Below are 26,281 nucleotides of genomic sequence, written 5' to 3' on the forward strand. Positions count from 1 at the left end.
ATGGACGTGATGGACACGGTCCGCACCGGCGTGCTCGACCACTACGGCGTGGCCGCGACCGGTGTGGATTCGGCCTCGGTGACGTTTCTGGGGCTGGAGCCGATCGAGATCCTGCGCATCGTCGACGGCGACGTCGTGCATTACGCGACGCTCGGCGGTTCGCGTCATCCCATGGGCGATCCCGGTGACCTGCACGCCGATCCGGTGCGCGGCCCGCGCGCGGAGCTGGTGCTGACGCTGCGAACCGGCACCGCCATGCCAGGCCTGCCCAAGGCGCTGGGCATCCTGGTCGCCACGCCCTCCGTGGAAGGCGTTGTGCTGCAAGCCGACGCGTTGCTCGACCTCGGCGAGCCGCTGTGGCAGGGCTCGGCGTTCACCGCGGCGCTGCTCGCCGACAGCGAGATTCCGGAGATTCCGCTGCCCGAGCCCGCCGAGCCGGTCAGGTATCTGACGGTGACACCGGTGACCGCGACCGAGGCGGCCTGGGTGCGGGTGCGCGGTGCGCAGGCGCTGCGCGACGCGTGGACCGAAGCGGGCATCGACGTGCGCGATCCGGGCCGTGGGGCGGCGACGCTGTAGCGGCGTGCTTCCTGCGGCGTGGGGTGTTCAGAGCCAGTTGTTGCGGCGGAACGTGATGAACAGTCCGGTGCACACGGTCGCCATGAGCAGCAGCACCATGCCGTAGCCGTAGGTCCATTTCAGTTCCGGCATGTGGTCGAAGTTCATGCCGTAGACGCCCGCGATCATGGTCGGGACCGCCGCGATGGCGACCCACGCCGAGATCTTCCGCATGTCGGTGCTCTGCTGCACGGTCATCTTGGCCAGGGCGGCGCTGACCAGTTCGCTGAGCGACTCGTCGAAATCGGAGATGCGCTCGGCGACGGTTGTGTGATGGTCGGCCACGTCGCGCAGGTAGCGCCGAATCTCCTTGGCTATCGGCAGATCCGGTTTGTGCGCCAGCAGTTGCAGCGGCGCGGCGAGCGGATTGACCGCGCGGCGCAGCTCCACCACCTCGCGCTTGAGTTGGTAGATCGACTCGATGGAGACGTGGTTGCGCGGGGTGAAAACCGCCTCTTCCATCTCGTCGATGTCGTTCTCCACCAGCGCCGCCACCTCGATGTAGGAGTCCACGACGTGGTCGGCCACCGCGTGCAGCACCGCGTACGGGCCGTGGCTCAAATGGTCGGGGCGATCCTCGAGTTCGCGTCGCACGCCCGCGAGGCCGCTGTGCTCGCCGTGCCGGACGGTCACCGCGAAATCGCGTCCGGTGAACACCATGATGTCGCCGGTCTCGACGATCTCGCTGACGCTGTGCATTTCGTGCGGGACATAGGAGACCGTGCGCAGCACCACGAACGTCGTGTCGTCGAAGCGTTCCAGCTTGGGCCGCTGATGGGCCTTGATCGCGTCCTCGACGGCGAGCGGATGCAGGTCGAAGGTCGCCGCGATGTCGGCCATCTGGGTCTCGTCCGGATCGTGCAGCCCGATCCAGACGAAACCGTTCTCGCGCGAGCGGACCTCGGCCAGCGCCTCGGCGTGGGTGAAGCGACCCGGCAGCCTGTGTCCGTCGACGTAGACGGCGCAGTCGACGACGGCTCGCGCGGTGGGGACGGGAATGCGTGGGCGCGGCGTCACGGCGCGACCTTGACCGCGGAGGGACGAGAGCGGCGGTATGGACGGCACGAGGACGATGGTAGAGGCGTCGCGCCGCGAGCCGAGCGGATGGCCGCGGACCACCGGTGATCGCGCACTGCGACACTGGAGGACGTGCGCATCGACCTGCATACCCATTCGACCGCGTCCGACGGCACCGATACCCCGGCCGAGCTGGTGCGGAACGCGGCGGCCGCCGGCCTGGACGTCGTCGCGATCACCGATCACGACACCACCGCCGGGTGGGTCGAGGCGGTGGACGCGCTACCGAAGGGCATGACGCTGGTGCGCGGGATGGAGATGTCGTGCGTCGGGCTGGGCGAGGACGGCTGGCCGGTGCCGGTGCATCTGCTCGCCTACCTGTTCGATCCGGCCGACCGCAGTTTCGCCGAGGAGCGCGAGCGGTTGCGCGCCGAGCGGGTGGACCGGCTGCGCTCGATGGCCGAGCGGATGGCCGCCGACGGACTGCCGATCGACCCGGACGCGGTGCTCGCGGCGGCGGGGCCTTCGGCAGGGCGTCCGCATCTGGCGCGGGCGCTGGTCGAGGCCGGGGTGGTGCCGAGCGTGGACGCCGCCTTCACCGAGCTGCTCGCACCGCGCGGACCGTACTACGCGGAGAAGGCCGACACGGCGCTGCACCGCGCGGTCGCGATGATCGCGGGCGCGGGCGGGGTCAGCGTGCTCGCCCACACCAGGGCCCGCAAGCGGGGACGGCTGCTCGCCCTGGACGACATCCGGGAATTGGCCACCCTCGGACTGGGCGGCCTGGAGATCGACCATCCCGACCATTCCGCCGCCGATCGCGCGGTGCTGACCGAGCTCGCCGACGAGCTGGGTCTGATCACCACCGGCTCGTCGGACTACCACGGCGCCAACAAGACCATCCGCCTCGGCGAATTCACCACCGACCCAGCGCAATTCGAGGAGCTCGCGGGCAAGGCGACGGGTGTGCCCGTGATCACTTCGTGAGATACCTGCGCGCGCTCAGCGGGGTGGTTGCGGCGGGTACGGTGCTGCTGACGCTCGTCGTCGTCGGTGCGGCGGTGATCGGCGCGCAGCGCGGCTTCCCCGGTCCGGGCGCGGAGTCGGTGACCTGGCATCTGGTGGCCTCGGTGACCGTGCTTGGGGCGCAGATCTTTTCGGATAGGCATCGGGGTTTTCTCGCCTTTTCCGGATCTGCGGTCGTTTTCTTGGTCACCGGAATATTGCTCTGGACACAATGGTGGGGTTGATAATCCGGTACTGGTTGCGGCCGGGTGAATTGTGGACGAACATCTTTTCTTGTGAACGAGATAGAGACGGACGTGCTGGTTCTAGGCGGTGGCCCCGCCGGAGCCTGGGCGGCCGTCTCGGCCGCCTCCGGAGGGGCGAGGGTGGTGCTCGTCGACAAGGCCCGCTGCGGAAGCAGCGGGCCTTCTGCGTTCGGGAGCACGATGGTGTGGAACATCCCGCCCGGCGCGGCCAGGAACGCGGCGGTACGCCGATCGCACGCGCACGGCGGTGACCTCGGCGATCCGGAATGGATGCACCGAGTGCTCGACGAGACCCATCGGCGGATCGAACAGCTGGTGGGCTGGGGTTATCGGTTTCCCGACGACTCGCGGGGCGGCTCGCAGCGGGTCCGCCTGGATGGCGCGGGATACCTGCGCCGGATGCGCCGCACCGTGATCGAGGCGGGTGTGCGTGTCCTCGATCACCATCCCGCATTGCAGCTGCTGCGCGACGGTGACGGCGTGATCTCCGGTGCGGCCGGGGTGCAGCAGAACAACGGCTTTCGCTCCTGGACGGTCCGCGCGGGCGCGGTGGTGATTGCCACCGGCGGCTGTGCCTTTCTCTCCGGCGGCGCGGGCACCGACGTGGCGACGGGTGACGGGCTGCTGTTCGCCGCCGAGGCGGGTGCGCGGCTGTCCGGCATGGAATTCTCCAGCGCCTACGGCTTGGCGGCCATGCCGAATTCCGTCACGCCTGCGATGCATCCGAGTTCGACGCCGGGTCTCGCGCTGCAATACGCCACGCTCTACGACGAGAGCGGCACGGTTCTCGAGGGACATCGGCACGCGGCGTTCGCGGCCATCGCCGACGGGCGGCGGGTGTTCGCCGCCGCGGACGACATGCCCGCGGCGGTCCGCGACTGGCTCACCAGGCAGGGCACGGCCGATCACACACAACGGGTGCCGCTGCGCGCGGTGCTCGAGGGGACGGTGCGCGGTACGGGCGGTCTGGCGCTCACCGGTCCGGACTGCGCGACCACGGTGGCCGGGCTGTTCGGCGCGGGCGATGCGGTCAGCCGAGAGGCGATCACGGGCGCGGTGAGCGGCTTCGGCGGTCAGAGCGGAGCGTGGGCCATCGCCTCCGGCGTCTGGGCGGGGGCGGGGGCCGCCCGTTTCGCGCGGACCAGAGGCGCGGTGGGCGTGGTGCATCCGGTGCCGGGCGCGGGCCTCGCCGCGCGAGCGCGCATCGACCCGCGCGCGATCGTGGGACTGGTCCAGGAGCACACGCTGCCGCTGCGGCGCAGCTACTGGCGCAGCGCGGGCAGCCTGCGCGACAGCATCGCCGAGCTCGACGGCATGTGGCCGGGCGTGGCGTTCGATCTCGGTGGGGTCGGCGCCGAGCGCTTGCGAGCCAGGCAGGCGGCGGCCCTGCTCGCGGTGGCCAGATGGACCAAGCACAGCGCGCTGGCCCGCACCGAGACCCGCGGCATGCATCGGCGCACCGACCATCCCGATACCGGAGCCGAGTGGCTGGTGCGACTGACGTCAGGCGGGCTGGACGACGTCTGGGTCGGCACCGAGCGATTACGGCGGGTACCGTCGGAGCAGGCCCCCGCCGTGCGAGGTCCGGCCGTCGTACGCGGCCAGGTCCCGGTCGGGTTGGAGCCCGCTCCCGCGGTGTCCGGGACCCCGCGGATCGTGCCGGGCCGACGGGAGCCCGATCTCACACCCCCGGATCGCCTGGCGATGTGACAACTCACCGCCCCGCGGTGTGCGGATGCGAGTTTCCCCTTACTTCGGGGTAATTCCGGGGATTTACCCTCGGAAATATGACGCGCAACCGGGATCCGACACACCGGTTTGGCAAGTCATCGGACCGGCTGGCAGAATGTTGCGGATTCCCCTCCTATGCCACCGCCGGGTTCGGGAATCGCGGTGCTCCGAGCTGCGCAACGTACCGTCGCGCCCCCGAGGATCGCCCCGCATGTTCTGTCCGGACACACCCGTCCGGCCCCCGCTTTGCGGATCAGTGCAGCGCCACGTCTCGAGCTGATCGTCGGGTTTTCGACACATCGACCCCGACTCGAAACGTCCCGGTCAGCGCACTCGATGAGCGGTACGAATCACCTATTACGAATTACCCGGCGGTAACCGTCCCCCGGTTCAGCCCGACCCGAGCAGGAGTGAAATCGTGTCACCTGTGACTGACGCACCGAATGCCACCGCGAGTTTGTCCGAAATCACCAACGACGAAATCTTCGCTGGACACCTCGGCGGCAAGCTCTCGGTCGAGCTCTCGGCTCCGCTCGAGACTCAGCGCGACCTCTCGATCGCGTACACCCCCGGCGTCGCTCAGGTCAGCCGTGCGATCGCTCAGGACGAGACGCTGGCCAAGCGCTACACCTGGACCGACCGCCTGGTGGTCGTGGTCAGCGACGGCACCGCCGTCCTCGGCCTCGGCGACATCGGCCCGCGCGCCTCGCTGCCGGTGATGGAGGGCAAGGCGGCGCTGTTCAAGAAGTTCGCCGGACTGGACTCGATCCCGATCGTGCTGGACACCAAGGACGTCGACGAGATCGTCGAAACCCTGATCCGGCTGCGCCCGAGCTTCGGCGCGGTGAACCTGGAGGACATCTCCGCGCCGCGCTGCTTCGAGATCGAGAAGCGCGTCATCGAGGCGCTCGACTGCCCGGTCATGCACGACGACCAGCACGGCACCGCGATCGTGGTGCTCGCCGCCCTGAACGGCGCGGCCCGGGTGCAGGGTCGTGGCATCGACGGTCTGAAGGTCGTGGTGTCGGGCGCCGGCGCGGCCGGTGTCGCGTGCACCAACATCCTGCTCGCCGCGGGCGTTCGCGATGTCACCGTGCTCGACTCGAAGGGCATCGTGAGCCGCGATCGCGCCGACCTGAACGAGGTGAAGTCCGAACTGGCCGAGCGCACCAACCCGCGCGGGCTCAGCGGCGGCGCCGCCGAGGCGCTCGCGGGCGCGGACGTGTTCCTCGGTCTGTCGGCGGGCCTGATCGCCGAGGAGCTCATCGCCTCGATGGCGCCGGAGGCGATCGTGTTCGCCATGTCCAACCCGGACCCGGAGATCCACCCGGACGTGGCGCGCAAGTACGCCTCGATCGTCGCGACCGGCCGCAGCGACTTCCCGAACCAGATCAACAACGTGCTCGCCTTCCCCGGCGTGTTCAAGGGCGCGCTGGACGCGGGCGCCCGTCGCATCACCGAAGGCATGAAGATCGCCGCCGCCGACGCCATCCTGAGCGTGGTCGCCGACGAGCTCGGCCCCGAGAAGATCGTCCCCAGCCCGCTCGACCCGCGGGTCGCCCCGGCCGTCGCCGAGGCTGTCGCCGCCGCCGCGCGTGCGGAGGGCGTTGCGTAACAACGGATTACGCAATCGACAGGGCGCCCCGTTCAATGACGAACGAGGCGCCCTGCCTCATTTCCAGGCATGTTGTTTGCGCTCAGTGCGGCACGGAAACGGCTGAGATGAACTCTGCCAGCTGGGCGTCGGTGACGTTCTTGGCCAGATCGGATTCGCAGATCATGCCGACCAGGCGCTTGTTCTCGATGACCGGCAGCCGCTTGATCTGATTCTGCTCCATCATCTCCAGCACCTGCTGGAGTTCGGCGTCGGCGTCGACCCAGCGCGGGGTGCCCTTGGCGAGATCGCCTGCGCGGAGGCGGCTGGGGTCGCGTCCCTCGGCGATGCAGCGGACGACGATGTCACGGTCGGTCAGCATGCCGATGAGGCGGTCGTTGTTGCAGATAGGCAGCGCGCCCACGTCCAGGTTGCGCATCATCTCGGCGGCGCGGTCGAGCGTCTCGTCCGCGGGGATACACCTGGCATCGGCGTGCATGATGTCGCGGGCCTTCATCGGTGCGTTCATGCTCACGGCAATCCTCCTCGTCTCGGGTTGGGGTCCCCGCAGGACTCGAGGTTGCGCAGGTCTCGACGCGGCTTGCCACAGTGGCGTCGAGCGCGTGCGCGGCTGACGACTCCTACGGCCAGTGCCAATCGTGACGGAGATCACATCAACGGTCAATAGGGGTGGACTGGACGGCGGTCATCGCGCGGTCTGCCGCACGTCATTCGGAGCCGTCGCCCGCCGCAGCCGCCCGGTCCCCGGCGTCGTCACCCAGACGACGAGCGCGAGCAACCCGTCCAGCAGCATCGCCAACGCGGCCACCAGCAGCGCACCCACCAGCACCCGGTCGTACCGGTGCAGCCCGAGCCCGTCGAAGATGTAGCGGCCGAGCCCACCGAGATTCACGTACGCCGCGATGGTCGCGGTGGCCACCACCTGGAGGGTGGCGCCGCGCAGGCCGTTCACCAGGATCGGCATGGCATTGGGGACTTCCACACGGAACAGGACCTGCCGTTCGGTCATGCCCATGGCCCTGGAGGCATCGACCACGTCGGCGGGCACGTTGGCCACCCCGGCGTACGCGCCCGCCAGCAGCGGGGGGATGCCGACGGTGAGCAGCGCGAGCAGCGGCGGAATCAGCCCGAGCCCGAGCCCTAGCACCAGGAACGTGAGCAGGCCGAGGGTCGGCAGCGCGCGCATCGCGTTGGCGAAGCCGACCAGCGCCGCGGCGCCGCGCCGTCGATGGCCGATGACGAGGCCGAGCGGCACCGCGATCACGGCCGACCCGGCCACCGCCAGCAGGGTGTACCAGAGATGTTGCGCCAGACGGGCTTCGATGCCGGTGGGTCCGCCCCAGTTGGCGGCGTCGGTGAAATAGCGCCAGGCGTCGACGAACAGGTTCACGCGCTCGCCCCTCGCCGCGCTCGATCGTCGGCCCTGGTCCAGGGCGTCGCCCACCGGCCGAGCAGATACACCAGCCGGTCGAAGAGCAGCGCGAGCGCCAGCGTCACGATGATGCCCGCGACGATCTCGTCCGGGTAGTCGCGCTGATAGCCCTGGGTGAACAGCTTGCCGAGCCCGCCGACCCCGATCAGCGCGCCGACCGACACCATGGCGATATTGGTGACCACCACCACGCGCAGGTTGGACACGAAAACCGGTATGGCCAAAGGCATATCGACAGTCAGCGTGCGCCGCAGCGGACCGAATCCGACGGCGTCGGCGGCGTCGACCACGGCGGCGGGCACCGAATCCAGCGCCACCGGGACCGCGATCACCAGCAGCGCGGTCGAGTAGATGGTCAGTGCGATGATCACGTTCCACGGATCGATCGCCGAAATGCCCACCAGCGGAGGGATGATCACGAACAACGCGAGCGAGGGCACCGTGTAGGCCAGGCTCGCCGCGGCCACGGTGATCCGTCGCAGCCAGGGGATCCGCCGGATCACCGCGCCCGCCGGAATCGCGATCACCAGCCCGAACAGCAAGGGCGTCAACGCGAGATAAAGGTGGGTCCTGGTGATGGCGAGGATCTCGGAGAAGTTGTCGACCAGGTATCTCACGCGGTCTCCCGCCCGTCGCGGCGCGGTGCCGTGGTGGCGTTGCGGCCGATCACGAACCGGTCCCGTCACCGTCGGAGAGCCCCTGTTCGGAGGCGAGCCGGTTGCGTTCGACGTCCTCGGCGCTGCGTTGCTCGGCCAGGTGCGCGATCACCTCGGTGGCCCGCACGCCGCCGCGCACGCGGCCGGAATCGTCCACGGCCACACCGATTCCGGACGGCGAGGAGATGGCGGCGTCCAACGCCTGGCGCAGATCGCCGGTGGGCCTGAACAGCGATCCGCCCGCCGCCATGCAGTCCTCCAGCGGCCTGCCCGCTCGCCGCGCCGCCACGCCGGTCGCGTCGACCCAGCCGAGTGGCTTGCCCGCCTCGTCCACCACGAGCACCCAGTCGCCCTGCGTCAGCCGCAGTGCGCCCACCGCGGTTGCGGTGGCGGTCGGGATATCGTGCAGCGCAACGTCATCGGCCGAGCGGAAGGACAGGCCGCGATAGCCGCGGTCGCGCCCGACGAACTCGGCGACGAAATCCGTTGCGGGCCCGGCCAGGACGCGCTGCGGCGGATCGTACTGCTGGAGCACGCCTGCCCGGCCGAATACCGCGACCCGGTCGCCGAGGGTGATCGCCTCATCGATGTCGTGGGTGACGAACACGATGGTCTTGTGCAATTCCGCTTGCAGACGCTGCATTTCGGTCTGCAATTCGGCCCGCACCACCGGGTCGACGGCGCTGAACGGCTCGTCCATCAGCAGGATCGGCGGGTCGGCGGCCAGCGCCCGCGCCACGCCGACCCGCTGCTGCTGACCGCCGGACAGCTGCGCGGGGTAGCGGTCGGCGAGCCCGCGATCCAGGCCCACCCGGTCCAGGACCTCGAGCGCCGCCTTGCGTGCCGCCCTGCGCGAATCGCCGCGCAGCACCGGCACCGTCGCGACGTTGTCGAGCACGGTGCGGTGCGGCAGCAGGCCGCCGCTCTGGATCACGTAGCCGATGCCGAGCCGCAGCCGGACCGGGTCCACCGTCGAGATGTCCTGTCCGGCAACGGTGATCATGCCCTTGGTGGGCTGGATCATCCGGTTGATCATCCGCATCGAGGTGGTCTTTCCGCAGCCGGACGGACCGACGAACACGGTGAACGAACCCGATTCGATGCGCAGATCGAGATCGGTGACGGCGTGCGTGCCATCCGGATAGGTCTTGCTGATGCCGTGGAACTCGATGTCCGACACTGCTGCCCTCACGTCCTTCAACACCCCTGCCGGATCACCCGACCGGCGTGTTCAACCCCTGTGCGGCGACCCACGCCTTGGCGGCCGCCGCCGGTTCGGTCTTGCTGCTGCCGGACACGGACTCGTTCAGCTCGATCAGCGCTTCGGTGGTGAGCTTCGCCGACACCGTGTTGAGCGCGGCAACCGCCTTGTCGGACTTCTTGGCGGCGTTGAAGAGCGGAATCACGTTCTGCGCTGGAAAGTTGTGCTTCGGGTCCGCCAGCACGACGAGATCGTTCTCGGCGATGGCGGGGGAGGTGGTGAAGATGTTGGCCGCGGTCACCTGGCCATCCACCAGCGCACGCACGGTGGCCGGACCACCGCCGTCGAGGATCGTGACGAAGTTGCCCGCGGCGATGTCGAGGCCGTAGTTCTCCTTCAGGCCGGGCAATCCGCCCTGGCGCTCCTGGAATTCCGCGGGCGCGCCGAACTTCACCTCGGCCGAATGCGGCGCGAGATCGGCGATGGTGCGCAGGTTCCAGCGCTCGGCGGTGGCGCGGGTGACCACCACCGCGTCGGAGTCCTGGCCTGGCGCGGGCGCCGCCGTGGCCAGCTGGGAGCCGAGCGCGCCCGCCAGCGCGGCCTCGACGTCGGCGGCGCTGGTCGCGGTCGCGTCCTTGTCCAGGTACTGCAGCAGATTGCCGGTGTACTCGGGGATCACCGAGATCGCGCACTCGCGCAGCGCCGGGATGTAGGCCTCGCGGCTGCCGATGTTGAGACGGGTGTCCACCTGGAAGCCGTTGACCCGCAACACCTCCGCGTAGATGCTGGCCACCGTCTCGGACTCCGGGAAGTTCGCCGAGCCGACGATCAGGGCCTCGCCCGCACAGTCGCCGTCGGCGGCGAGCGGATCGGAATTGCCGCAGGCCGACAAGATCATGCCGACGGCGAGCAAGGTAGCAGCGGCGAGGAGCCGAGAGGCGCGCAGCGCGAGCCGCAGCGCCGATCGCCCGGCAGCGGGGGTGATCGTGGTCTTCACGAGGGTCCTTCCGGCAGATGCGGACGGTGCGTGCGGCCGAGGCCGAAGGGGCACCGGTACATTCTGGTTGTCCATACTGCCCGCAACTGGGTGTTTCTGTCGGCTGTAGTCGTCTTCGGAGAGTTGGTGTCGCCGGATGGTGTTGGCCGCGTCGAGGCGGGTGCTGGCCCGGGTGTTGGTCGCTGCGGCCGCGGCAGCGGTTGTGTCCTGCGGTAACGACGATCCGGGCCCCGTCTTCGTGGTGGGTGCGGGCGACGCGGTCGAATCGCGGGTGCTCGCGGAGATCTACGCCGGTGCGCTGGCGAGGACCGGGCTGCGCGTCGCGGTGCAGCCGGAACTCGGGCAGCGGGCCGACTATCTGGCCGCCCTCGACGCGGGCCGGGTCGCGTTGGTCGGCGAGCACACCGGTGAGCTGCTGGCCTTCTACGACAGCGGGTCCGCCGCGCGCACACCGTCCGCGGTGATCCAGGATCTGAACCGCTCGCTGCCGGAGGGGCTGGTCGTCTCGGATCCGGCCGACGGCACCGATTTGCGGCCGCGGGTGCTCGTCACCGCCGAGGCTGCGCACCGCGACGATCTGGATTCCGTCGCCGAACTCGCGCCGCGCTGCGGAGAACTCCGCGCCGGGCTGGCCCCCGCGCCGGATCTGTTGCGCGTCCCCGACGCCACACCGGTGACGGGTTGCGACTTCGCGGGGACGACGCCGTTGCCCGACGCGACCGCGCTGCGAAATGCGCTGCTGGACAACTCGGTTCAAGCCGGAGTGGTCGGTGGTCCGTCCGCGCTGACCACCTCGGCCATCGAGGGCCTCACGGTGCTGACCGACGGCGAGTACGCGCTGCGCGCCCAGAACGTGGTCCCGGTGTTCCGCAAGGGGCTACTCGACGACCAGCGCCTCGAGAAGCTGAACTACGTTGCGGGCGAACTGACGACGGACGACCTGGTCGAGATGATCCGCCGGGTCCGGGATGGCGCCGCGGCCGGTGAGGTCGCGCGCGGCTGGCTGGACACGCACGGGTTGTAGGTTCGGCGAGGGCGTCGCCGGGGCGATCGTGCCGTGTTCGGCGCCGCACGGCGGCGTGTTCGTGTCGCTGATCACAGGTTCATTGGTGTTTTAAACCCTTGTCCAGTCGTTGTTTCGGGCCGTATATTCCATGTGGAGTATTTGGTGTGGAGTATGTCGGAGCCCGTGACTACCGTGCGCGGTCGACCAGGGTTCGACAGCTCGGCTCCCGCGGTGCGGCGGGGGGTGATTCAGCGGGAGGTGATCACATGGGGCAGGCGCGTCCGGCGTTGACCGCGTTGGCGGTCTCCGTGCTCGCGCTGCTCGAGGAGCGGCCCATGCATCCGTACGAGATGTTTCAGCTGCTCCTGCGGCGCAACGAGGACCTGATCGTCAAGCTGCGGCCCGGCTCGCTCTACCACACCGTGGCCCGGCTGGCCGATCAGGAACTGGTGCGCGCCGAGGGCGTCGACCGCGAGGGCAACCGGCCCGAACGCACCACCTACCGGATCACCGCGTCCGGCCGAGACGCGCTGCGCGCCAGGCTCGCCGAGATCCTGCGCTATCCCGCGCGGGAATATCCGCTGTTCCCCGTCGCGCTGTCCGAAGCGCACAACCTGCCGAAGGACGAGGTGCTCAGGCTGGTGCGCGAACGCGTCGCCCATCTGGAGCGCGATCTCGCCGACCTCGACACGATGGCCGACTGGGCCCGCACCCACGAGGTGGAACGCCGCTACTGGATCGTGCTGCCCTATCTCCGCGCCACCCTCTCGGCCGAGCTCGGGTGGTTGACCGGCTTCCTCGACGAATTGGCCTGCGGCGCACTGGAGTGGGAGGAGTTCGACCCGCACACCGGCGCGCGGCTGGCCGGCCCCGAACACCCGTGGACCGACGACGATCCCCCGGAGCGGCCGCCGGTGCCGCGCCGCTCGGCCGGAGCGGCGCCATGACCGCATCGACCGGCCAGACTCATCGACCCTCCCGGAGAGGAACGACATCCGTGTCCACCGAACGCAATCCGTGGCCTGCGCTAGTCGCGCTGGTCGTCGGCTTCTTCATGATCCTGCTGGACATGACCATCGTCGCGGTCGCCAACCCCGCGATCATGACGGACCTGCAGGCCGACATCTCCCAGGTCATCTGGGTGACCAGCGCCTACCTGCTCACTTACGCGGTGCCCCTGCTCGTCACCGGCAGGCTCGGTGATCGCTACGGCCCCAAGAACATCTACCTCGTCGGCCTCGCGGTCTTCACCGCCGCGTCGCTGTGGTGCGGGCTGTCGCAGAGCGTCGGCATGCTGATCGCCGCGCGCGCCGCGCAGGGCCTCGGCGCCGCGCTCATGACGCCGCAGACCATGGCGGTGATCACCCGCACCTTCCCGCCGGACCGGCGCGGCGCGGCCATGGGCCTGTGGGGCGGCGTGGCGGGTCTGGCCACCCTGGTCGGCCCGATCCTGGGTGGCGTGCTGGTCGACGGGCTGAGCTGGGAGTGGATCTTCATCGTCAACGTGCCGGTCGGCATCCTCGCCTTCGCGCTGGCGTTCTGGCTGGTGCCCGCGCTGCCCACGCACCCGCACAAGTTCGACATCCCCGGCGTGGTGCTCAGCGGCATCGGCATGTTCCTGCTGGTGTTCGGCATCCAGGAGGGCAACTCCTACGACTGGTCGGCGCGCATCTGGCTGATGATCGGCGCGGGTCTGGTGGTGCTCGGCGTGTTCGTGGTGAATCAGGCGCGCAACACCGGCGAGCCCCTGGTGCCGCTCAGCCTTTTCCGTGATCGCAACTTCGCGCTGTCGAACGTGGCCATCGCCGCGATGGGCGCCACGGTGGTCTCGGTGATGGTGCCCGCGTACTTCTATCTGCAAGCGGTGCGCGAGATGTCGCCGACCAGGTCGGCGCTGGTGTTCGCACCCATGGCGATCGCGACCGGCGTCTTCGCGCCGTTCATCGGCAAGTTCGCCGACCGGCTGCACCCGCGCATCGTCCCGACCCTCGGCTTCGCGCTGTTCGCTGTCTCGATCTTCTGGTGGTCGGCGATCATGACGCCGGATTCCAACCTCGTGTGGTTCCTGGTGTCCGCCGCGCTGGCCGGTATCGCCAACGCCTGCATCTGGGCGCCGCTGGCCTCCACCGCCACCCACAACCTGGCCGTTCAGCAGGCGGGTGCGGGCGCGGGCGTCTACAACACCACCCGCCAGGTCGGTTCGGTGCTGGGCAGCGCGGCCATCAGCGCGCTGATCGCGGCCAGGATGTCCGCCAACGGGCTCGCGGGCGGGGCGCCCAGCGCGGAAGGCGTCGGCCACGGCCCCATCCCCCCGCAGATCCTCGGCGAATTCAGCTCCGCCCTCAGCGAATCCATGCTGCTGCCCGCCGCCATCCTCCTGATCGGCGTCGTAGCCTCGGCCCTCTTCATCCGCCACACCGCCGCCACCCCGTCGGGCCCGTCCGACAAACTCGCCAAGGCCGACAGCGTCTCGGCCTGACCGTCGCCCGGCCGCATCCCCACGCCGGGGATGCGGCCCTCAGCGCACGAGTCCGGAGAGCCGGTCCCAATCGACCTTCAACCGCACCGGCATATCGACGATCTCGGCCCCGCCCGGTTCGAGCACAATGTGCGGACGGTACTGCGTCAGCGCGTGATCCAGCACGAATACTTCGATCGAATCGACGCGGTTGTCGGCGATCCAGACGATCCAGTACCAGGGAATTCCCGCCAGCGCGTAGTCGGCCTTCTTCTGAGCGATATCGATCTTCTCGCTGCCGGGCGAGACGACTTCGACCGCGATGAGAACCATGGACCCTGGCAGCGGCCGCAACTCGTCGGGGGCGCACTCGTAGAGGGCGACGTCGGGGCGCCGGACGGTGGCCTTCGGAAGTTCCCACAGCACAACATCGAAGTCGATGTCCACATCGAGGCAGCCGTCCTGGTATCGATCCATGTGCTGTTCCGCACCTGTCTCGAGGAGTTCGGCCAGCCGTCGAGCAGCCTTCTGGTGCTGCCGATTCGGCGATTCGGCGCGGACTGCCTCACCATTGACCAGCTCGACCTGGCGGCAGAAGTCTTCGGGCAGTTCTCGCCAGATGTCGAGGGTGATGGGTTCCGGCTGCAGGTTCTCGAACTTCGCCCAGTCGAAGATCGCGGACATGTGCGCTCCTTGGGATCGGCCAACTACCTGGACAGACCCTATCCGGATGCATTCGATGAACGCTATCGCATTCGATGAATGCGATTTCATTCGATGAATGCGAATGCCGCCGCCGTGCTCGGCGTCAGCCGATGTGGATGGTGAGGGTGGGGTGGCCGGTGGCGCCGTCGGGGATGACGTCGCGGCGTTCGGCGGTTTGGGTTTCGCCGGTGCCGTCGGTGGCGCGGGCGCGCAGGGTGTGGGTGCCCGGGGTGGCGTCCCAGTCGTAGACCCATTGGCGCCAGGTGTCGATGGATTGTTCGGTGGACAGGCGGGCGGGACGCCAGTCGCCGTCATCGATCTGGACCTCGACGGCCGCGATGCCGCGGTGCTGGGCCCAGGCCACGCCCGCGACGGGGATGCGGCCGGGTGGTCTGCGGACGCGGCCGTGCGGAGTGTCGATGCGGGTGCCGGTCTTGATCGGGCCGAAGGCCGACCAGCCGCGGCGGGTCCAGTAGGCGGTGGCGCGGTCGAATCGGGTGATCTCGAGTTCGGTCACCCATTTGGTGGCCGAGACGTAGCCGTACAGGCCGGGCACCACCAGCCGGGCCGGATAGCCGTGCGCCACCGGCAGCGGTTCGCCGTTCATGCCGACCGCGAGCAGGGCGTCGCGGCCGTCGGTGAGCACGGCCAGCGGGGTGCCCGCGGTCCAGCCGTCCTTGCTGCGGGAGAGCACCATGTCGGCGTCGGGATGCGGTCCGGCCTCGGCGAGCAGTTCGTCGATGCGGTAGCCGCGCCACAGCGCGTTGCCGATCAGGTCGCCGTTCACCGGATTCGACACGCAGGCCAGCGTCACCAGCCGCTCCACGACCGGCCGCCGCGCGAGATCCGCCCAGCCGATCTGGATCTCGCGATCCACCATGCCGTGGATGCGCAGCGACCAGTCGTCGATCGACACCTGCGGCAGGAAGAGCGCGGTATCGATCCGATAGAAGTCGTCGTTGGCGGTGAGGTACGGCGTCAGCCCCGGCACCCGCAGATCGGCATCGGGCAGCAACGAAATCCCCGGCTCGGTCGGCCGCGGCAAGACCACCGCCGCCCGCTCCCCGGAAACATCCCCGCGCCGCACCCCGAACAACCGCCCACTCACCCCGGCCAGCACCGCCACGCCCCCGGTAATGGCAAGGCCCCGCAACAGATCTCGCCGCTGCGGGCCAGCCGTAATCCGCCCGGACCCAGCGGAACGCGCCCCCGCATCCGCTTCGGCCCGCCGCGCAGAAGCGCTACCGGACGATGCCGCGGTCGCGTCGGTGCCTCTCCGCGGCTCGGCGGCACCGGGAGCGGCTACCGGCGAAGGCGGGGTGGCATCGGCCTGCGCAGCAGGTGTGCCTGCGGTCCCGGACTCGGTGCGGCTGGAACCGTCCGCGGTCTTGCCGAGCGGCTTGGTGGAGGTGTCGGCCATCGGCGCAGCCGCAGCGGTGTCCGTGTGAGCGGCGGTATCAGCATCGAGTTGCGCCGAACTGTGCGCTTTCCGAGCGGTGGAGCCGTCGTCGGTCGTCGGCGCAGGGCCAGCAGTGTCGACATGAGGAGCAGCGTCAGCTTCGAGTGGCGTCGAATCGGCCGCCTGCACCCGATCGGGGCGGCTACTTGCCGGGGCATCTGAGTCGGGCTGCGCGCCAGTGGTTTCCGGCGGAGCGCACGCGGGGGCCTCGGCGGGCCCGAGAGGGACCTGTGGTGCCCGCGGGGATGGCTGGGGAGCGGGGGTCCGACCGGGTTGTGGCGTGTCCGGGCCGGGTGCTTCAGATGTTGCACGCGGGAACGCGTCCGCGATCTGCTCGGTCAGTACACGGAGCGCGTAAATGCCTGCGGCGACGCCGATTACGGTGGGGATCGCGGCGACGAGGCCGTAGCGTTCGGCGGCAAGGAAAGCGGCGAGCAGGCCGAAGAAGACGAGCAGCGTTGAGCCAGTCGCGCGATCGACACGCTCTAAGGCCCCTGCGAGGCCCGCGACAAGGACCGCGACGACACCCATGCAGACGAACAGCACCGTCTTGTCGGCCGTGCCGAACGTGCTGATCGCCCATTCACGCAGGCCATCGGGGGTCTGATCGACAACGGTCGAGCCGAGCACGTACATCGGTGCGCTCTCGGAGCGGATGAACGCTGCGATCAGCTCCGCCACACCGAGCGCCAACCCGGCGGACAGTATCCCGGCAGCCACCCGCCACCGCAGTCCGGCCATGCCGCGAGCCTACTGCGCCCACCTGGCCCGCGCCCGCCCCCAAGCGCAGATCGGGGAACCACCATTTCTGAGGGCACACCGCCGCAGGCGCCCTCCGCCTACTCCTTGTGCTTCCGGTAGTAGCGCGCGACGCGGACGCGGTTGCCGCAGCGGTCGGGGGAGCACCAGCGGCGTTTGGGGTGGGCGGGGAGGAAGAGGAGTACGCAGTCGTCGGCTTCACAGCGTTTGATTCTGGCGAGGGCGGGGCCGGTGAGCAGGTCGGCGGCGGCTTCGGCGAGGACCGCTGACAGGCGCGCAGCGGGTGGGGCGTCCCGGTGGGGGGTGGCGACGACTGCGGTGCCGTCCCAGTGCAGGCGGCGGGTGGCGGGGGCGGCGGACTGGGCGGCGGTGAGCGCGCGCAGTGCGTCGGCGGGCGGGGGTGTGCCGTGCATGAGCGCGTCGAGGGCAGCCGTGATGTGGTCGCGCACCTCGTGCACGGCGGTCAGGTCGGCGGCGGTCGGGCGGTCGAGCGCGAGATCGGGGTGACGCTCGGATTGCCGGGCGAGCCAGTCCGCCAGCTGTTCCGTGGTGGCGAGGAGGTCGGCGCCGAGCGGGCGGGTGTTGACCAGGTCCAGCGCCAAGGGCTCACCGAGCAGCGGGGTCGTGTCCACCATCTAATGGTACATCCATCTATTGACACATTAGATCCAGACCGGCTAGAACTAATGCATCATCACGTAGATAAGGCATGTGAAATGTTCGAGCTGCCCCGTATCCAGCACCGCACCGTCCAGATCGACGGCGTCGAGGTCTTCTACCGCGAATCGATTCCGGAGCGCGCCGACGCCCCGATTCTGTTGCTGCTCCACGGTTTTCCGTCGGGCTCGCATCAGTTCCGCGCGCTGCTCCAGGCTCTCGGCGCGAACTACCGCCTGATCGCCCCTGACTACCCCGGCTTCGGACACACTCGCGCGCCCGCCGATTTCGAGTACACCTTCGACCGCCTCGCCGACGTGGTCGAACGCTTCGTGCAGGCTCTCGACCTGCGCCGGTTCGCGATGTACGTCTTCGATTTCGGCGCTCCGGTCGGCTTTCGGCTGGCCCTACGTCACCCCGAGTGGATCACCGGTGTCGTGGTGCAGAACGGGAACGCCTACGAGGCCGGACTTTCCGACGGCGCAAGGGAATTCGTCGCGCTGCGCCCGGAGCAGGAGGGCGCCGAGGACACCATCCGCGGGCTGCTCACCCTCGAGGGCATCCGCGGCCAGTACGAGCACGGCGTGCCCGACCCGGCCTTGCTCGCGCCCGAGAGCTGGCTGCTCGACCAGCATTTCCTGGAGCTGCCGGGCCGAAAGGAGGCGCAGGTCGCGTTGGCCTTCGACTACCGGTCCAACGTCGAGTCCTACCCGCAATGGCAGCGGTGGCTGCGCGAGCACACCCCGCCCACGCTCATCGTGTGGGGCGCCGAGGACCCCTTCTTCCCCGCCCCGGGCGCCCACGCCTACCTGGCCGACTTGCCCGACGCCGAACTGCACCTCTTCGACACCGGCCACTTCGCCCTGGAAACCCACCTACCCGAGATCGCTCCGCTCATCGCGAAGTTCCTCGACCGTCTCTGATCGGAACGCGCGCCGCACGCGGAAGCTGTGCCGCATGTCCAGGCTGTGTCCAGGACCCGGTACGCGAATCGCACAGACAGGTGAGAATCCATAGAACGAGAAAGGCGCTGTCCACGAGCCGAACTCGCGGACAGCGCCCTTCGGCGATCAGTCGATCAGCCGTAGATCTTCTCCACCTCGGAGGCGTACTGCTTCATCACGACGGCGCGCTTGAGCGACATCTTCGGGGTGAGCTCGCCGCCCTCCTGGGTCCAGTCGACCGCGAGGATACGGATCTTCTTGATCTGCTCGGCGTGCGAGACCTTCTTGTTGGTCTCGGCGATGGCCGAATCGATCTCGGCGACGAGATCGGCGTTCTCGATGAGCTTCTCGATCGCGGTGTCGGCGGGCAGCCCGTGGCGTTCCTTCCAGCCGGGCAGCGCCTCCGGGTCGAGGGTGACCAGCGCGCCGACGAACGGCTGGCCGTCGCCGACCACCATCACCTGGCTGATCAGCGGGTGTGCCCGCAGCGAGTCCTCGAGCAGCGCGGGGGAGACGTTCTTGCCGCCCGCGGTGACGATGATTTCCTTCTTGCGGCCGGTGATGGTGACGAAGCCGTCGGCATCGATGGCGCCGAGGTCGCCGGTCTTGAACCAGCCGTCCTCGAAGGCTTCCTCGGAGGCCCCGGCGTTGCCCCAGTAGCCGCCGAACACCACGGAGCCGCGCAGCAGCAGCTCGCCGTCCGCGGCGATCTTCGCCGCGTGGCCCTCGATCGGACGGCCGACGGAGCCGACCCGGATCTTCTCGGGGGTGTTCACGGTGATGGCGGCCGTGGTCTCGGTGAGGCCGTAGCCCTCGTAGATGGTCACGCCGACGCCGCGGAAGAAGTGGCCGAGGCGCGCGCCCAGCGGACCGCCGCCGGAGACGGCCGCGTCGCACTGACCGCCGAGGGCGACCCGCAGCTTGCTGTAGACCAGCTTGTCGAACACCGTGTGCTTGAGCTTGAGCACCAGGCCCGGGCCGCCGTTGTCCAGCGCCTCGCTGTAGGCGATGGCGGTGTCGGCGGCGGCGTCGAAGATCTTGCCCTTGCCGCCGTCGTGCGCCTTCTGCTTCGAGGCGTTGAACACCTTCTCGAACACGCGCGGCACCGCGAGGATGAAGTGCGGCTTGTAGCTGCCGAACTGGTCGACCAGGGTGGACCAGTCGGAGGTGTGCGCGACGATCACCTTGGCGTCGAAGGCCGTCAGCGCCACCGCGCGCGCGAACACGTGCGCCAGCGGCAGGAACATCAGGGTCTTCTTGCCCTCGGTGATGTACTTCTTCAGCGAGATCCGGTCGGACTTGGACTCCGCGTAGAGGTTCGCGTGGGTGAGCATGACGCCCTTGGGGCGGCCGGTGGTGCCCGAGGTGTAGATCAGGGTGGCCGGCGAGGCGGCGCCGACCTGCGCGCGGCGGTCGTGCACGGCCTGGTCGTCCAGCTCGGCGCCGCGGGCGATCAGCTCGTCGACGGCGCCCTTGTCGATCTGGAGGGTGTCCTTCAGGTCGGGCAGCGAGCCCGCCTCGATCTCGTCGATCGTGGCGCGGTGCTTGTCGTTCTCGACGACGAGCAGCTTGGTCGCCGAGTCCTGCAGGATCCACTTGGCCTGCTCGGCGGCGGAGCTGTCGTAGATGGCGACGGTGCAGCCACCCGCGGCCCAGATGGCGAAGTCGAGCACGGCCCACTCGTAGCGGGTCGGGGCCATGATGGCGACGCGGTCGCCGAGTTCGATGCCGGAGGCGATGATGCCCTTGGCTACGCCCGTGACGGTTTTGGCGAACTCCGCCGCCGTGACGTCGCGCCATCCGCCGCTGCCGTTCGGCACGTTGAACAGCACCGCGTTCGGCGTCTGCTCGGCGTGGCGGAAGACGTTGTCGGAATTGTTCGCGTCATCCGGGATGGTGTAGGAAGCCGGGACTTCGAACTCTCGCATCAGTGCCCTTCCACGTGGGTTTACTCGCCAGTAATCTACGACACCTTGTGCCGGTCCGTGCGATCGACTACCGAAAATCTCGCTGCTCGGTAATCGACCGGCTCTTCCGTACTCGTTTTGCCAGTCGGACGAGGTCCGTCGACAGCCCGCGCACAGCCGGAGCGCAGGCGGAGGTACGCCTTATCCTAGGTCGCTTGCCGACACCGGCTGGACGGCATCGCGCAGGAAATCGGAGAGTTCGCGCAGCGCCACGGCGGCGGGCCGGAACAGCCCGGCCTGCAGCTGCGCGACGTGCCATAGCCCGCGGCTCTCGGTGAACCGCACGTGCACGCCCGCCCCGCGCAGCGCAGCGACCAGCGCGACGCACTGCGCGTGCAGCAGCTCGCTGACGTCGACCTGGACGTAGGTCGGCGGCAGCCCGTGCAGCACGCCACGCAGCGGCGCGTACCGGGGATCGTTCCCATCGCCGTCGCCCAGGTAGGCGGCGGCGCAGGCCCGCGACCACGGCTTGTTGATCACCGTGTCGCCCTCGCGATCGGGGATCTCGTTCGGATCGGTCCACGGCGCGATCAGGCCGAGCGCGGCCGGGGTCATCCCGTGTTCGGCGATCAGCCGCTGCGCGGTGGCCACGCTCAGGCCGCCGCCCGCCGAATCGCCGGCGACGGCGATCTGATCGGGCCGGAAACCCTTCTCCGACACCAGTTCCAGGAACGCGGCGACGGCGTCGTCCAGACCCGTGGGGAACGGGTGTTCCGGCGCCATCCGGTAATCGATGACGTACACCGCGCTGCCGGTATCGCGGGCCAGCCGCGCCGCCAGCGAGCGGTGGGTGGCCATCGAGCCGACCGCGTAGCCACCGCCGTGCAGGTAGAGCACGGCGGTGGTGGGGTCGGTCGAGTTCGCGATGTGCAGTTCGGCCGGACGAGCGCCGAGTCGCGTCTTGCGCACCGTGACGCCGGAAGGCATCGGTTGCAGCGGGGCACCGAGATCCATCAGCTTGCGCTGCACTGTGAACGGCAGTCGAGCGTTGAGCATCAACCGGAACACCGGCTTCAGCAGCACGCGGCCGACGGGCAGTGGAATGTCGAACTCTCGCATCGGCGTCAGGGCAGGAAGGGCCGGTTCACCGCGGCGGCGATGCGCTGGTAGCCGGAGGCCGTGACGCGCACGAACACGTCGAGCAGCTTCGCCTCCCAGCCGATCAGCACCCGGCCGTGGCCCTTGCGCACGCCCTCGGTGATGGTCTGCGCGGCCATCTCCGGGGTGTGGATGGCCAGCTTCTTGTCGAACATGGACGCGGCCGACTTGCCGTCGATGCCCTCGGCGTAGGTGGCGTTGCGGGCCACCGCGGTCTTGATGCCGCCCGGGTGCACGCAGGTCACCTTGACGGGGTGCTTGCCGACCAGCATCTCCTGGCGCAGCGACTCGGTGAAGCCGCGCACCGCGAACTTGGCCGCGTTGTACGCGCTCTGGCCGGGCACGGCGATCAGGCCGAACAGGCTGGACACATTGACCACGTGCCCGTCGCCGGACTCGATGAGCATCGGCAGGAACGCCTTGGTGCCGTTGACGACGCCCCAGAAATCGACGTCCATGATCCGCTCGATGTCCTTGAACTCCGAGCGGACGACCTCGCCGTGGAACGCGATGCCCGCGTTGTTGTAGACCTGGTGCACCACACCGAAGTGCGCCTTCACGGCGTCGGCGTAGAGCAGCACCGCCTCGCGCTCGGCCACATCGAGCCGATCGGACTTGACCTGGGCTCCGAGCTGTTCGCAGCGGCGGACGGTCTCGGCGAGGCCGTCGGTGTCGATGTCGGAGAGCGCGAGCTTGGCGCCACGCTTGGCCAGATTCTCGGCCAGCGCGCGTCCGATGCCGGAGCCTGCTCCGGTGATGACACAGACCTTGTTCTTGAAGTAAGCCTCGTTGCTCACTGTGTTCACACCACTTTCGGTTCGGCGGGCGCGGTTGTCGTCGCGTAGGCAGGGACATCGAATGTCTTTGTCAGCCTACGGAATTCGAAGGTGAAATCGGGCCACAGCGTCGTATTGTTGCCGTGCTTGTCCAGGTACCAGCTCGCGCAGCCGCCGGTGTTCCACACCGACTTGCTCAGCTTGGCCTGCAGGTCCTTGTTGTAGGCGTCCTGCACCTCGCGGCGCACCTCGACGGTGCGCAGGCCGAGGCGGTCGACGGTGGCGAGCGCGTCGGAGACGTAGTTGATCTGGGATTCGATCATGTACACCATCGACGTGTGGCCGAGCCCGACGTTCGGGCCGAGCAGGAAGAACATGTTGGGGAAGTTGGCGATCGACGCGCCCTTGTAGCCCTGCTGGCCGATCTCGTCGAAGACCTCGCTCAGCGTGCGGCCGTCCTTGCCGGTGATGGTCTCGTAGGTGGGCGAGTCGGTGACGTGGAAGCCGGTGGCCACGATCAGCGCGTCGATCTCGCGCTCGGTGCCGTCCTTGGTGACGATCGAGCCCGCGCGGACCTCGCGGATGCCGTCGGTGACCACGTCGACGTTGTCGCGGCTCAGCGCGGGGTAGTACTCGTTGGAGATGAGCATGCGTTTGCAGCCGATGCGGAAGTCCGGCGTGACCTTCATGCGCAGCTCGGGGTCGCGCACCTCGTACTGCAGCTTGGCCTTGGCCAGCAGCTGGAAGCCCTGCATCAGCGCGGGGAACTTGGCCAGGCCGACGACCTGGGTCTCGCGGGCGGCGTAGATGGCCGCGCGGGACAGCCGCTGCACGCCGGGTAGGTACTTGAACGCGAGGCGCTCGGCCTTCAGGTACGGCCGGTCCATGCGGGGCAGCAGCCACGGCGCGGTCCGCTGGTAGACGTCGAGTTTGGCGACCTGCGGCGCGATGGCGGGGACGATCTGGATCGCCGAGGCGCCGGTGCCGATGATCGCGACCCGCTTGCCGGTCAGGTCGGCGTCGTGGTTCCAGCGGGCCGAGTGGAAGATCTCGCCCTCGAAGGTGTTGATGCCCTTGATGTCCGGCAGGTTCGGCTCGCACAGCGCGCCGACCGCGGAGACGACCGTGTCGGCGGTGAAATCGCCCTTGCTGGAGGTGATTTCCCACTGCGCGGTGTCGTCGTTCCAGCGGGCGCCGGTCACGTCGCAGTCGAAGATGTGCTTGCCGAGCACGTTGTACTTCTTCGCGACGCCCTGGATGTAGGACTGGATCTCGCCCTGCCGGGAGAACGAGCGCGACCAGTTCGGGTTGAGCGCAAAGGAATACGAGTACAGGTGCGAGGGCACGTCGCATGCGGCGCCGGGGTAGGTGTTGTCCCGCCAGGTACCGCCGACATCGCTGCCGCGCTCCAGGACCAGGTAGTCGTTGCGACCCTGCTGGCTCAGCCGGATGGCGAGACCCAGACCGGCGAAGCCGCTGCCGATGATGATCGTCTTGGCATGGCGGACGGACCGGTCGCCGACAGCTTTGTCTGTAACCTTGCGACTCATGTACGGGAGGATACGAGCTTATTGAGCATGAGTCAACAGCTATTGAGTTCCGTTCAGTAACATGAGACCCGTGAACAGCAAAAGCCCCGGTGGCAACGGCAAGCGGACCCGGCTGAGCCCGGACGAACGCCGTCAGCAGCTGCTCGCGCTGGGCGCCAAGATGCTCGGTGAACGCACCATCGAGGAACTGTCGGTCAGCGAGATCGCGGCCCAGGCGGGGATCTCACGCGGACTGCTGTTCCACTACTTCCCGACCAAACAGGACTTCCAGCGCGAGGTCGTCCGGCACGCCAACGCCGAACTGCTGGAACGGGTGGCGCCGGACCGGTCGCTGAGCATCTTCGACATGCTGCGCGATTCGATCGAGCGCTATGTCGACTACGTCAGCGAGAACCGCACGTCCTACCTCGCGCTCCTGCGCGGCCCCACCAGCGTCAGCCCCGACCTGGTCCCGCTGGTCGACCAGACTCGCGACGCCATCATCGGCATCATCCTCGCCGAGGCGCCGACCCCCATCGACCCCGCCGACCACCCGCGGCTCATGCTCGGCATGCGCGGGTGGATCGCCTTCGTGGAGGAAACCACCCTCACCTGGTTGCGGACCGAGCCGATCAGCCGCGAGGAACTGATCGAGTTGCTGGTGGAATCCCTGCTCAGCTTGGCGCTCGCGCTGAGTCCGGAGCTGGCTGCCGCGTTGCAGAGGTGAGTGTGGGCCTCTAATTGGCCCACATGTCGCGCACGGTCGTTTCGATGTCCCAGGTCGGTTTCCAGCCGAGTTCCGTTGCGGCGCGGGAAATGTCGCACACCAGGGTCTGTGGTTCGCGGGCGGCGGGGAGGTGTTCGACCGGGATGGGGCGTTCGGTGATGCGCGACGTGATGTCCACCAATTCGGCGATGCTTGTGCCTGTTCCGCTGCCGATGTTGTAGCGGCGGCAGATACCGGTGCCAGGGAGATGCGTGAGGGCGGCGGCGAAGGCGCGGGCGGCGTCCTCGATGTGCAGGTAGTCGCGGGTCGCGGTGCCGTCGCCGTTGATCGGCAGGTTGGCGTCGGTTCCGGCCGCGACGGCTCGTAGGCGGGGGAGGATGCGGGTGTCGTCGGTGTCGTTGCCGCCGACGATGTTGGACAGGCGAAGAACGATCGCGGCGAGGCGACCGGAGGCAGCCTGGGCGGCGATGGCGGATTCCGCCGCCTGCTTACTCGCGGCGTACGGGTGGGGCGGCGCGTCGGGGAGGTCCTCGGTCATCGGCTGGGTGTCGGTGGCGTAGATCGCGGCGGTCGAGGCGAACACCAGTTTCTCGATGCCCGCGTTCGCCATCGCGTCGAGCAGCGCCACGGTGCCGCCTACGTTGACTCGGAAGTACGGCAGGGGGTCGGCGACCGATTCCCTGGCGCGGGTGAGTCCGGCCAGGTGGCATACGGCATCGACATCGCGGACGGCCGCCGTGAGTGATTCCGGCTCCTGAAAGTCCGCGAATCGGATCGGTAATTCCCTTGGGAGCCGGTCGCGTTCGCGATGCGCCAGTCCGACGACGTCGTGCCCGTCGCTATGCAACCGCGCGGCGACGGCGCTGCCGAGGTAGCCGTTGGCGCCCGTGACCAGGATTCGCAACGGCTTCACGCGAGGAACGGGGCCAGTTGGGGCAGCGCCTCGACCGGGTGCTCGGCCTGGATCTCCTCGTCGATCGAGCGGAACTTCCAACCCTCTTGGGCGCGAACGAGTTTGCCCGCGAGGAAGCCGGTGTGCGCGTGGATCTTGCTGAGGTCGTAGCGGGCGATCTCGGTCTTCGTCCTGCCGTCGACGACGCGGCAGAAGGCGTGCTCGATCTTCTCGAACGTCTGGCCGGTGTAGCAGGTCACCAGGAAGAACACGGTGGTGACCCGCGGGGAGATCCTGGTCAGGTCGAGCGTGATGATCTCGTCGTCGCCCTCACCCTCGCCGGTCGTGTTGTCGCCGAGAAGGCGGACCGACCCGTCCTGCGAAGTCAGCTGCTCGTGATACACCACGTCGACGATCGCGTCGCCCGCGAACAGCAGCGCCGCCGCGTTCAAGTCGATGTCCTTCACTTTCCCCGGCAACCACCGCCGCTTGGCTGCCGGATCCCATCCGGCAGCCATCTGCACGACAGTCAGGGAATCCCCACCCGTATCGGGAGCCACTCTCCACCAATCCTTTCCGGCGCGCGGCGCGCCCGCCACGTCACGCCCCACCCTAGGAGCCGCCACGTCATCCCGTCGGCACATCCGCCCGAGCCGCACCCATTTCCCCGCGCATCCCGACGAACAACTCGTGGCGGCTGGGCGGCGCGTTCAGTTCTTCGGCGCGCCTCGCACACCCGCGAGCATGCATCCGGAAACGGCGAACG

25 protein-coding genes are annotated in these 26,281 nt (G+C 68.9%); 10 read left to right on the top strand and 15 right to left on the bottom strand.

The window, feature by feature from the left end:
• Positions 1-579, top strand: a complete 579-nt coding sequence (locus NL1_RS27945) for a suppressor of fused domain protein (protein WP_156095084.1) — start codon at positions 1-3, stop codon at positions 577-579.
• Positions 580-606: 27 nt separating this feature from the next.
• Here NL1_RS27945 and NL1_RS27950 read toward each other — a convergent pair whose 3' ends face one another.
• Positions 607-1,683: a magnesium and cobalt transport protein CorA gene (locus tag NL1_RS27950; RefSeq protein WP_084511032.1), complete on the bottom strand. Its 1,077-nt coding sequence runs from the start codon at positions 1,681-1,683 to the stop codon at positions 607-609.
• 84 nt (positions 1,684-1,767) lie between these two features.
• Between NL1_RS27950 and NL1_RS27955 the strand changes: the two genes are divergently transcribed.
• From NL1_RS27955 to NL1_RS27970, 4 genes are all read left to right on the top strand, one after another.
• Entirely contained in the window at positions 1,768-2,622 is an 855-nt protein-coding gene (locus NL1_RS27955) for a PHP domain-containing protein (protein WP_084511023.1), read from the top strand.
• Entirely contained in the window at positions 2,619-2,885 is a 267-nt protein-coding gene (locus NL1_RS27960; RefSeq protein WP_084511024.1) for a hypothetical protein, read from the top strand. The genes NL1_RS27955 and NL1_RS27960 overlap by 4 nt, the downstream gene beginning before the upstream one ends.
• Positions 2,886-2,936: 51 nt before the next feature.
• Positions 2,937-4,616: an FAD-dependent oxidoreductase gene (locus NL1_RS27965; RefSeq protein ID WP_084511025.1), complete on the top strand. Its 1,680-nt coding sequence runs from the start codon at positions 2,937-2,939 to the stop codon at positions 4,614-4,616.
• A gap of 439 nt (positions 4,617-5,055) precedes the next feature.
• The gene (locus tag NL1_RS27970) at positions 5,056-6,252 is read left to right on the top strand and encodes an NAD(P)-dependent malic enzyme (RefSeq protein ID WP_067845327.1); all 1,197 of its coding nucleotides are present in this window, start codon (positions 5,056-5,058) and stop codon (positions 6,250-6,252) included.
• Between the two features lie 82 nt (positions 6,253-6,334).
• On the opposite strand, the gene NL1_RS27975 is transcribed toward NL1_RS27970, so the two are convergent.
• The 5 genes from NL1_RS27975 to NL1_RS27995 form a co-directional block, all read right to left on the bottom strand.
• Positions 6,335-6,760: a CBS domain-containing protein gene (locus tag NL1_RS27975; protein ID WP_067845329.1), complete on the bottom strand. Its 426-nt coding sequence runs from the start codon at positions 6,758-6,760 to the stop codon at positions 6,335-6,337.
• Between the two features lie 177 nt (positions 6,761-6,937).
• Entirely contained in the window at positions 6,938-7,642 is a 705-nt protein-coding gene (locus NL1_RS27980; protein WP_174553474.1) for an ABC transporter permease, read from the bottom strand.
• The gene (locus NL1_RS27985; protein WP_067845371.1) at positions 7,639-8,301 is read right to left on the bottom strand and encodes an ABC transporter permease; all 663 of its coding nucleotides are present in this window, start codon (positions 8,299-8,301) and stop codon (positions 7,639-7,641) included. The genes NL1_RS27980 and NL1_RS27985 overlap by 4 nt, the downstream gene beginning before the upstream one ends.
• Positions 8,302-8,350: 49 nt before the next feature.
• Entirely contained in the window at positions 8,351-9,520 is a 1,170-nt protein-coding gene (locus NL1_RS27990; protein WP_067845331.1) for an ABC transporter ATP-binding protein, read from the bottom strand.
• Between the two features lie 34 nt (positions 9,521-9,554).
• Positions 9,555-10,487, bottom strand: a complete 933-nt coding sequence (locus tag NL1_RS27995) for an ABC transporter substrate-binding protein (RefSeq protein ID WP_084511034.1) — start codon at positions 10,485-10,487, stop codon at positions 9,555-9,557.
• A gap of 187 nt (positions 10,488-10,674) precedes the next feature.
• On the opposite strand from NL1_RS27995, the gene NL1_RS28000 reads away from it, so the two are divergent.
• The 3 genes from NL1_RS28000 (at position 10,675) to NL1_RS28010 (ending at position 14,023) form a co-directional block, all read left to right on the top strand.
• Positions 10,675-11,562 (top strand): glycine betaine ABC transporter substrate-binding protein, encoded by an 888-nt coding sequence (locus tag NL1_RS28000; RefSeq protein ID WP_067845333.1) that lies wholly within the window; start codon positions 10,675-10,677, stop codon positions 11,560-11,562.
• Positions 11,563-11,810: 248 nt separating this feature from the next.
• Positions 11,811-12,491, top strand: coding sequence for a PadR family transcriptional regulator (locus NL1_RS28005; RefSeq protein WP_067845340.1), 681 nt, complete (start codon positions 11,811-11,813; stop codon positions 12,489-12,491).
• A 50-nt stretch (positions 12,492-12,541) separates the two neighbouring features.
• Positions 12,542-14,023, top strand: a complete 1,482-nt coding sequence (locus tag NL1_RS28010) for an MFS transporter (RefSeq protein WP_067845346.1) — start codon at positions 12,542-12,544, stop codon at positions 14,021-14,023.
• A 39-nt stretch (positions 14,024-14,062) separates the two neighbouring features.
• Here NL1_RS28010 and NL1_RS28015 read toward each other — a convergent pair whose 3' ends face one another.
• The 3 genes from NL1_RS28015 to NL1_RS28025 all read right to left on the bottom strand — a co-directional run bounded on the left by NL1_RS28015 (position 14,063) and on the right by NL1_RS28025 (position 17,560).
• Positions 14,063-14,686, bottom strand: coding sequence for a Uma2 family endonuclease (locus NL1_RS28015; RefSeq protein ID WP_067845349.1), 624 nt, complete (start codon positions 14,684-14,686; stop codon positions 14,063-14,065).
• Between the two features lie 124 nt (positions 14,687-14,810).
• The gene (locus NL1_RS39715; protein WP_245673584.1) at positions 14,811-16,907 is read right to left on the bottom strand and encodes a molybdopterin-dependent oxidoreductase; all 2,097 of its coding nucleotides are present in this window, start codon (positions 16,905-16,907) and stop codon (positions 14,811-14,813) included.
• Between the two features lie 98 nt (positions 16,908-17,005).
• Entirely contained in the window at positions 17,006-17,560 is a 555-nt protein-coding gene (locus NL1_RS28025) for a CGNR zinc finger domain-containing protein (protein ID WP_067845351.1), read from the bottom strand.
• An 81-nt stretch (positions 17,561-17,641) separates the two neighbouring features.
• Here NL1_RS28025 and NL1_RS28030 point away from each other — a divergent pair, with 81 nt between their 5' ends.
• Positions 17,642-18,505, top strand: coding sequence for an alpha/beta fold hydrolase (locus NL1_RS28030; protein WP_067845353.1), 864 nt, complete (start codon positions 17,642-17,644; stop codon positions 18,503-18,505).
• 155 nt (positions 18,506-18,660) lie between these two features.
• Here the strand turns inward: NL1_RS28030 and NL1_RS28035 are convergent, their stop codons facing one another.
• The 4 genes from NL1_RS28035 to NL1_RS28050 all read right to left on the bottom strand — a co-directional run bounded on the left by NL1_RS28035 (position 18,661) and on the right by NL1_RS28050 (position 23,917).
• Positions 18,661-20,454 carry an AMP-dependent synthetase/ligase gene (locus NL1_RS28035; protein ID WP_067845355.1) on the bottom strand — a complete coding sequence of 598 codons (1,794 nt, stop codon included), beginning with the start codon at positions 20,452-20,454 and terminating at the stop codon, positions 18,661-18,663.
• Positions 20,455-20,634: 180 nt separating this feature from the next.
• Positions 20,635-21,552 carry an alpha/beta hydrolase gene (locus NL1_RS28040; protein ID WP_067845357.1) on the bottom strand — a complete coding sequence of 306 codons (918 nt, stop codon included), beginning with the start codon at positions 21,550-21,552 and terminating at the stop codon, positions 20,635-20,637.
• Positions 21,553-21,557: 5 nt separating this feature from the next.
• Positions 21,558-22,388 carry an SDR family NAD(P)-dependent oxidoreductase gene (locus tag NL1_RS28045; protein ID WP_067845375.1) on the bottom strand — a complete coding sequence of 277 codons (831 nt, stop codon included), beginning with the start codon at positions 22,386-22,388 and terminating at the stop codon, positions 21,558-21,560.
• A 5-nt stretch (positions 22,389-22,393) separates the two neighbouring features.
• Positions 22,394-23,917 (bottom strand): flavin-containing monooxygenase, encoded by a 1,524-nt coding sequence (locus tag NL1_RS28050; RefSeq protein ID WP_067845359.1) that lies wholly within the window; start codon positions 23,915-23,917, stop codon positions 22,394-22,396.
• 61 nt (positions 23,918-23,978) lie between these two features.
• On the opposite strand from NL1_RS28050, the gene NL1_RS28055 reads away from it, so the two are divergent.
• Entirely contained in the window at positions 23,979-24,623 is a 645-nt protein-coding gene (locus tag NL1_RS28055; protein ID WP_067845360.1) for a TetR/AcrR family transcriptional regulator, read from the top strand.
• Positions 24,624-24,633: 10 nt separating this feature from the next.
• On the opposite strand, the gene NL1_RS28060 is transcribed toward NL1_RS28055, so the two are convergent.
• Together NL1_RS28060 and NL1_RS28065 are read right to left on the bottom strand one after the other, a co-directional pair.
• Complete coding sequence (locus NL1_RS28060) at positions 24,634-25,536, bottom strand: NAD-dependent epimerase/dehydratase family protein (RefSeq protein WP_162272775.1); 903 nt, start codon at positions 25,534-25,536, stop codon at positions 24,634-24,636.
• Positions 25,533-26,159 (bottom strand): TerD family protein, encoded by a 627-nt coding sequence (locus NL1_RS28065; protein WP_084511030.1) that lies wholly within the window; start codon positions 26,157-26,159, stop codon positions 25,533-25,535. Before NL1_RS28065 ends, NL1_RS28060 begins: the two co-directional genes overlap by 4 nt.
• Positions 26,160-26,281: the final 122 nt, after the last annotated feature.

This window comes from Nocardia lijiangensis NBRC 108240 (assembly GCF_001613045.1).
GTDB classification, from domain to species: Bacteria; Actinomycetota; Actinomycetes; order Mycobacteriales; family Mycobacteriaceae; genus Nocardia; species Nocardia lijiangensis.

Coding starts and splice junctions, on each gene's coding strand:
- NL1_RS28000 (WP_067845333.1), top strand. CDS start 10,675: ATGGTGTTGGCCGCGTCGAGGCGGGTGCTGGCCCGGGTGTTGGTCGCT.
- NL1_RS28055 (WP_067845360.1), top strand. CDS start 23,979: ATGAGACCCGTGAACAGCAAAAGCCCCGGTGGCAACGGCAAGCGGACC.
- NL1_RS28015 (WP_067845349.1), bottom strand. CDS start 14,686: ATGTCCGCGATCTTCGACTGGGCGAAGTTCGAGAACCTGCAGCCGGAA.
- NL1_RS28005 (WP_067845340.1), top strand. CDS start 11,811: ATGGGGCAGGCGCGTCCGGCGTTGACCGCGTTGGCGGTCTCCGTGCTC.
- NL1_RS28050 (WP_067845359.1), bottom strand. CDS start 23,917: ATGAGTCGCAAGGTTACAGACAAAGCTGTCGGCGACCGGTCCGTCCGC.
- NL1_RS28040 (WP_067845357.1), bottom strand. CDS start 21,552: ATGCGAGAGTTCGACATTCCACTGCCCGTCGGCCGCGTGCTGCTGAAG.
- NL1_RS28035 (WP_067845355.1), bottom strand. CDS start 20,454: ATGCGAGAGTTCGAAGTCCCGGCTTCCTACACCATCCCGGATGACGCG.
- NL1_RS27945 (WP_156095084.1), top strand. CDS start 1: ATGGACGTGATGGACACGGTCCGCACCGGCGTGCTCGACCACTACGGC.
- NL1_RS27975 (WP_067845329.1), bottom strand. CDS start 6,760: ATGAACGCACCGATGAAGGCCCGCGACATCATGCACGCCGATGCCAGG.
- NL1_RS28025 (WP_067845351.1), bottom strand. CDS start 17,560: ATGGTGGACACGACCCCGCTGCTCGGTGAGCCCTTGGCGCTGGACCTG.
- NL1_RS39715 (WP_245673584.1), bottom strand. CDS start 16,907: ATGGCCGGACTGCGGTGGCGGGTGGCTGCCGGGATACTGTCCGCCGGG.
- NL1_RS28030 (WP_067845353.1), top strand. CDS start 17,642: ATGTTCGAGCTGCCCCGTATCCAGCACCGCACCGTCCAGATCGACGGC.
- NL1_RS28065 (WP_084511030.1), bottom strand. CDS start 26,159: ATGTGCCGACGGGATGACGTGGCGGCTCCTAGGGTGGGGCGTGACGTG.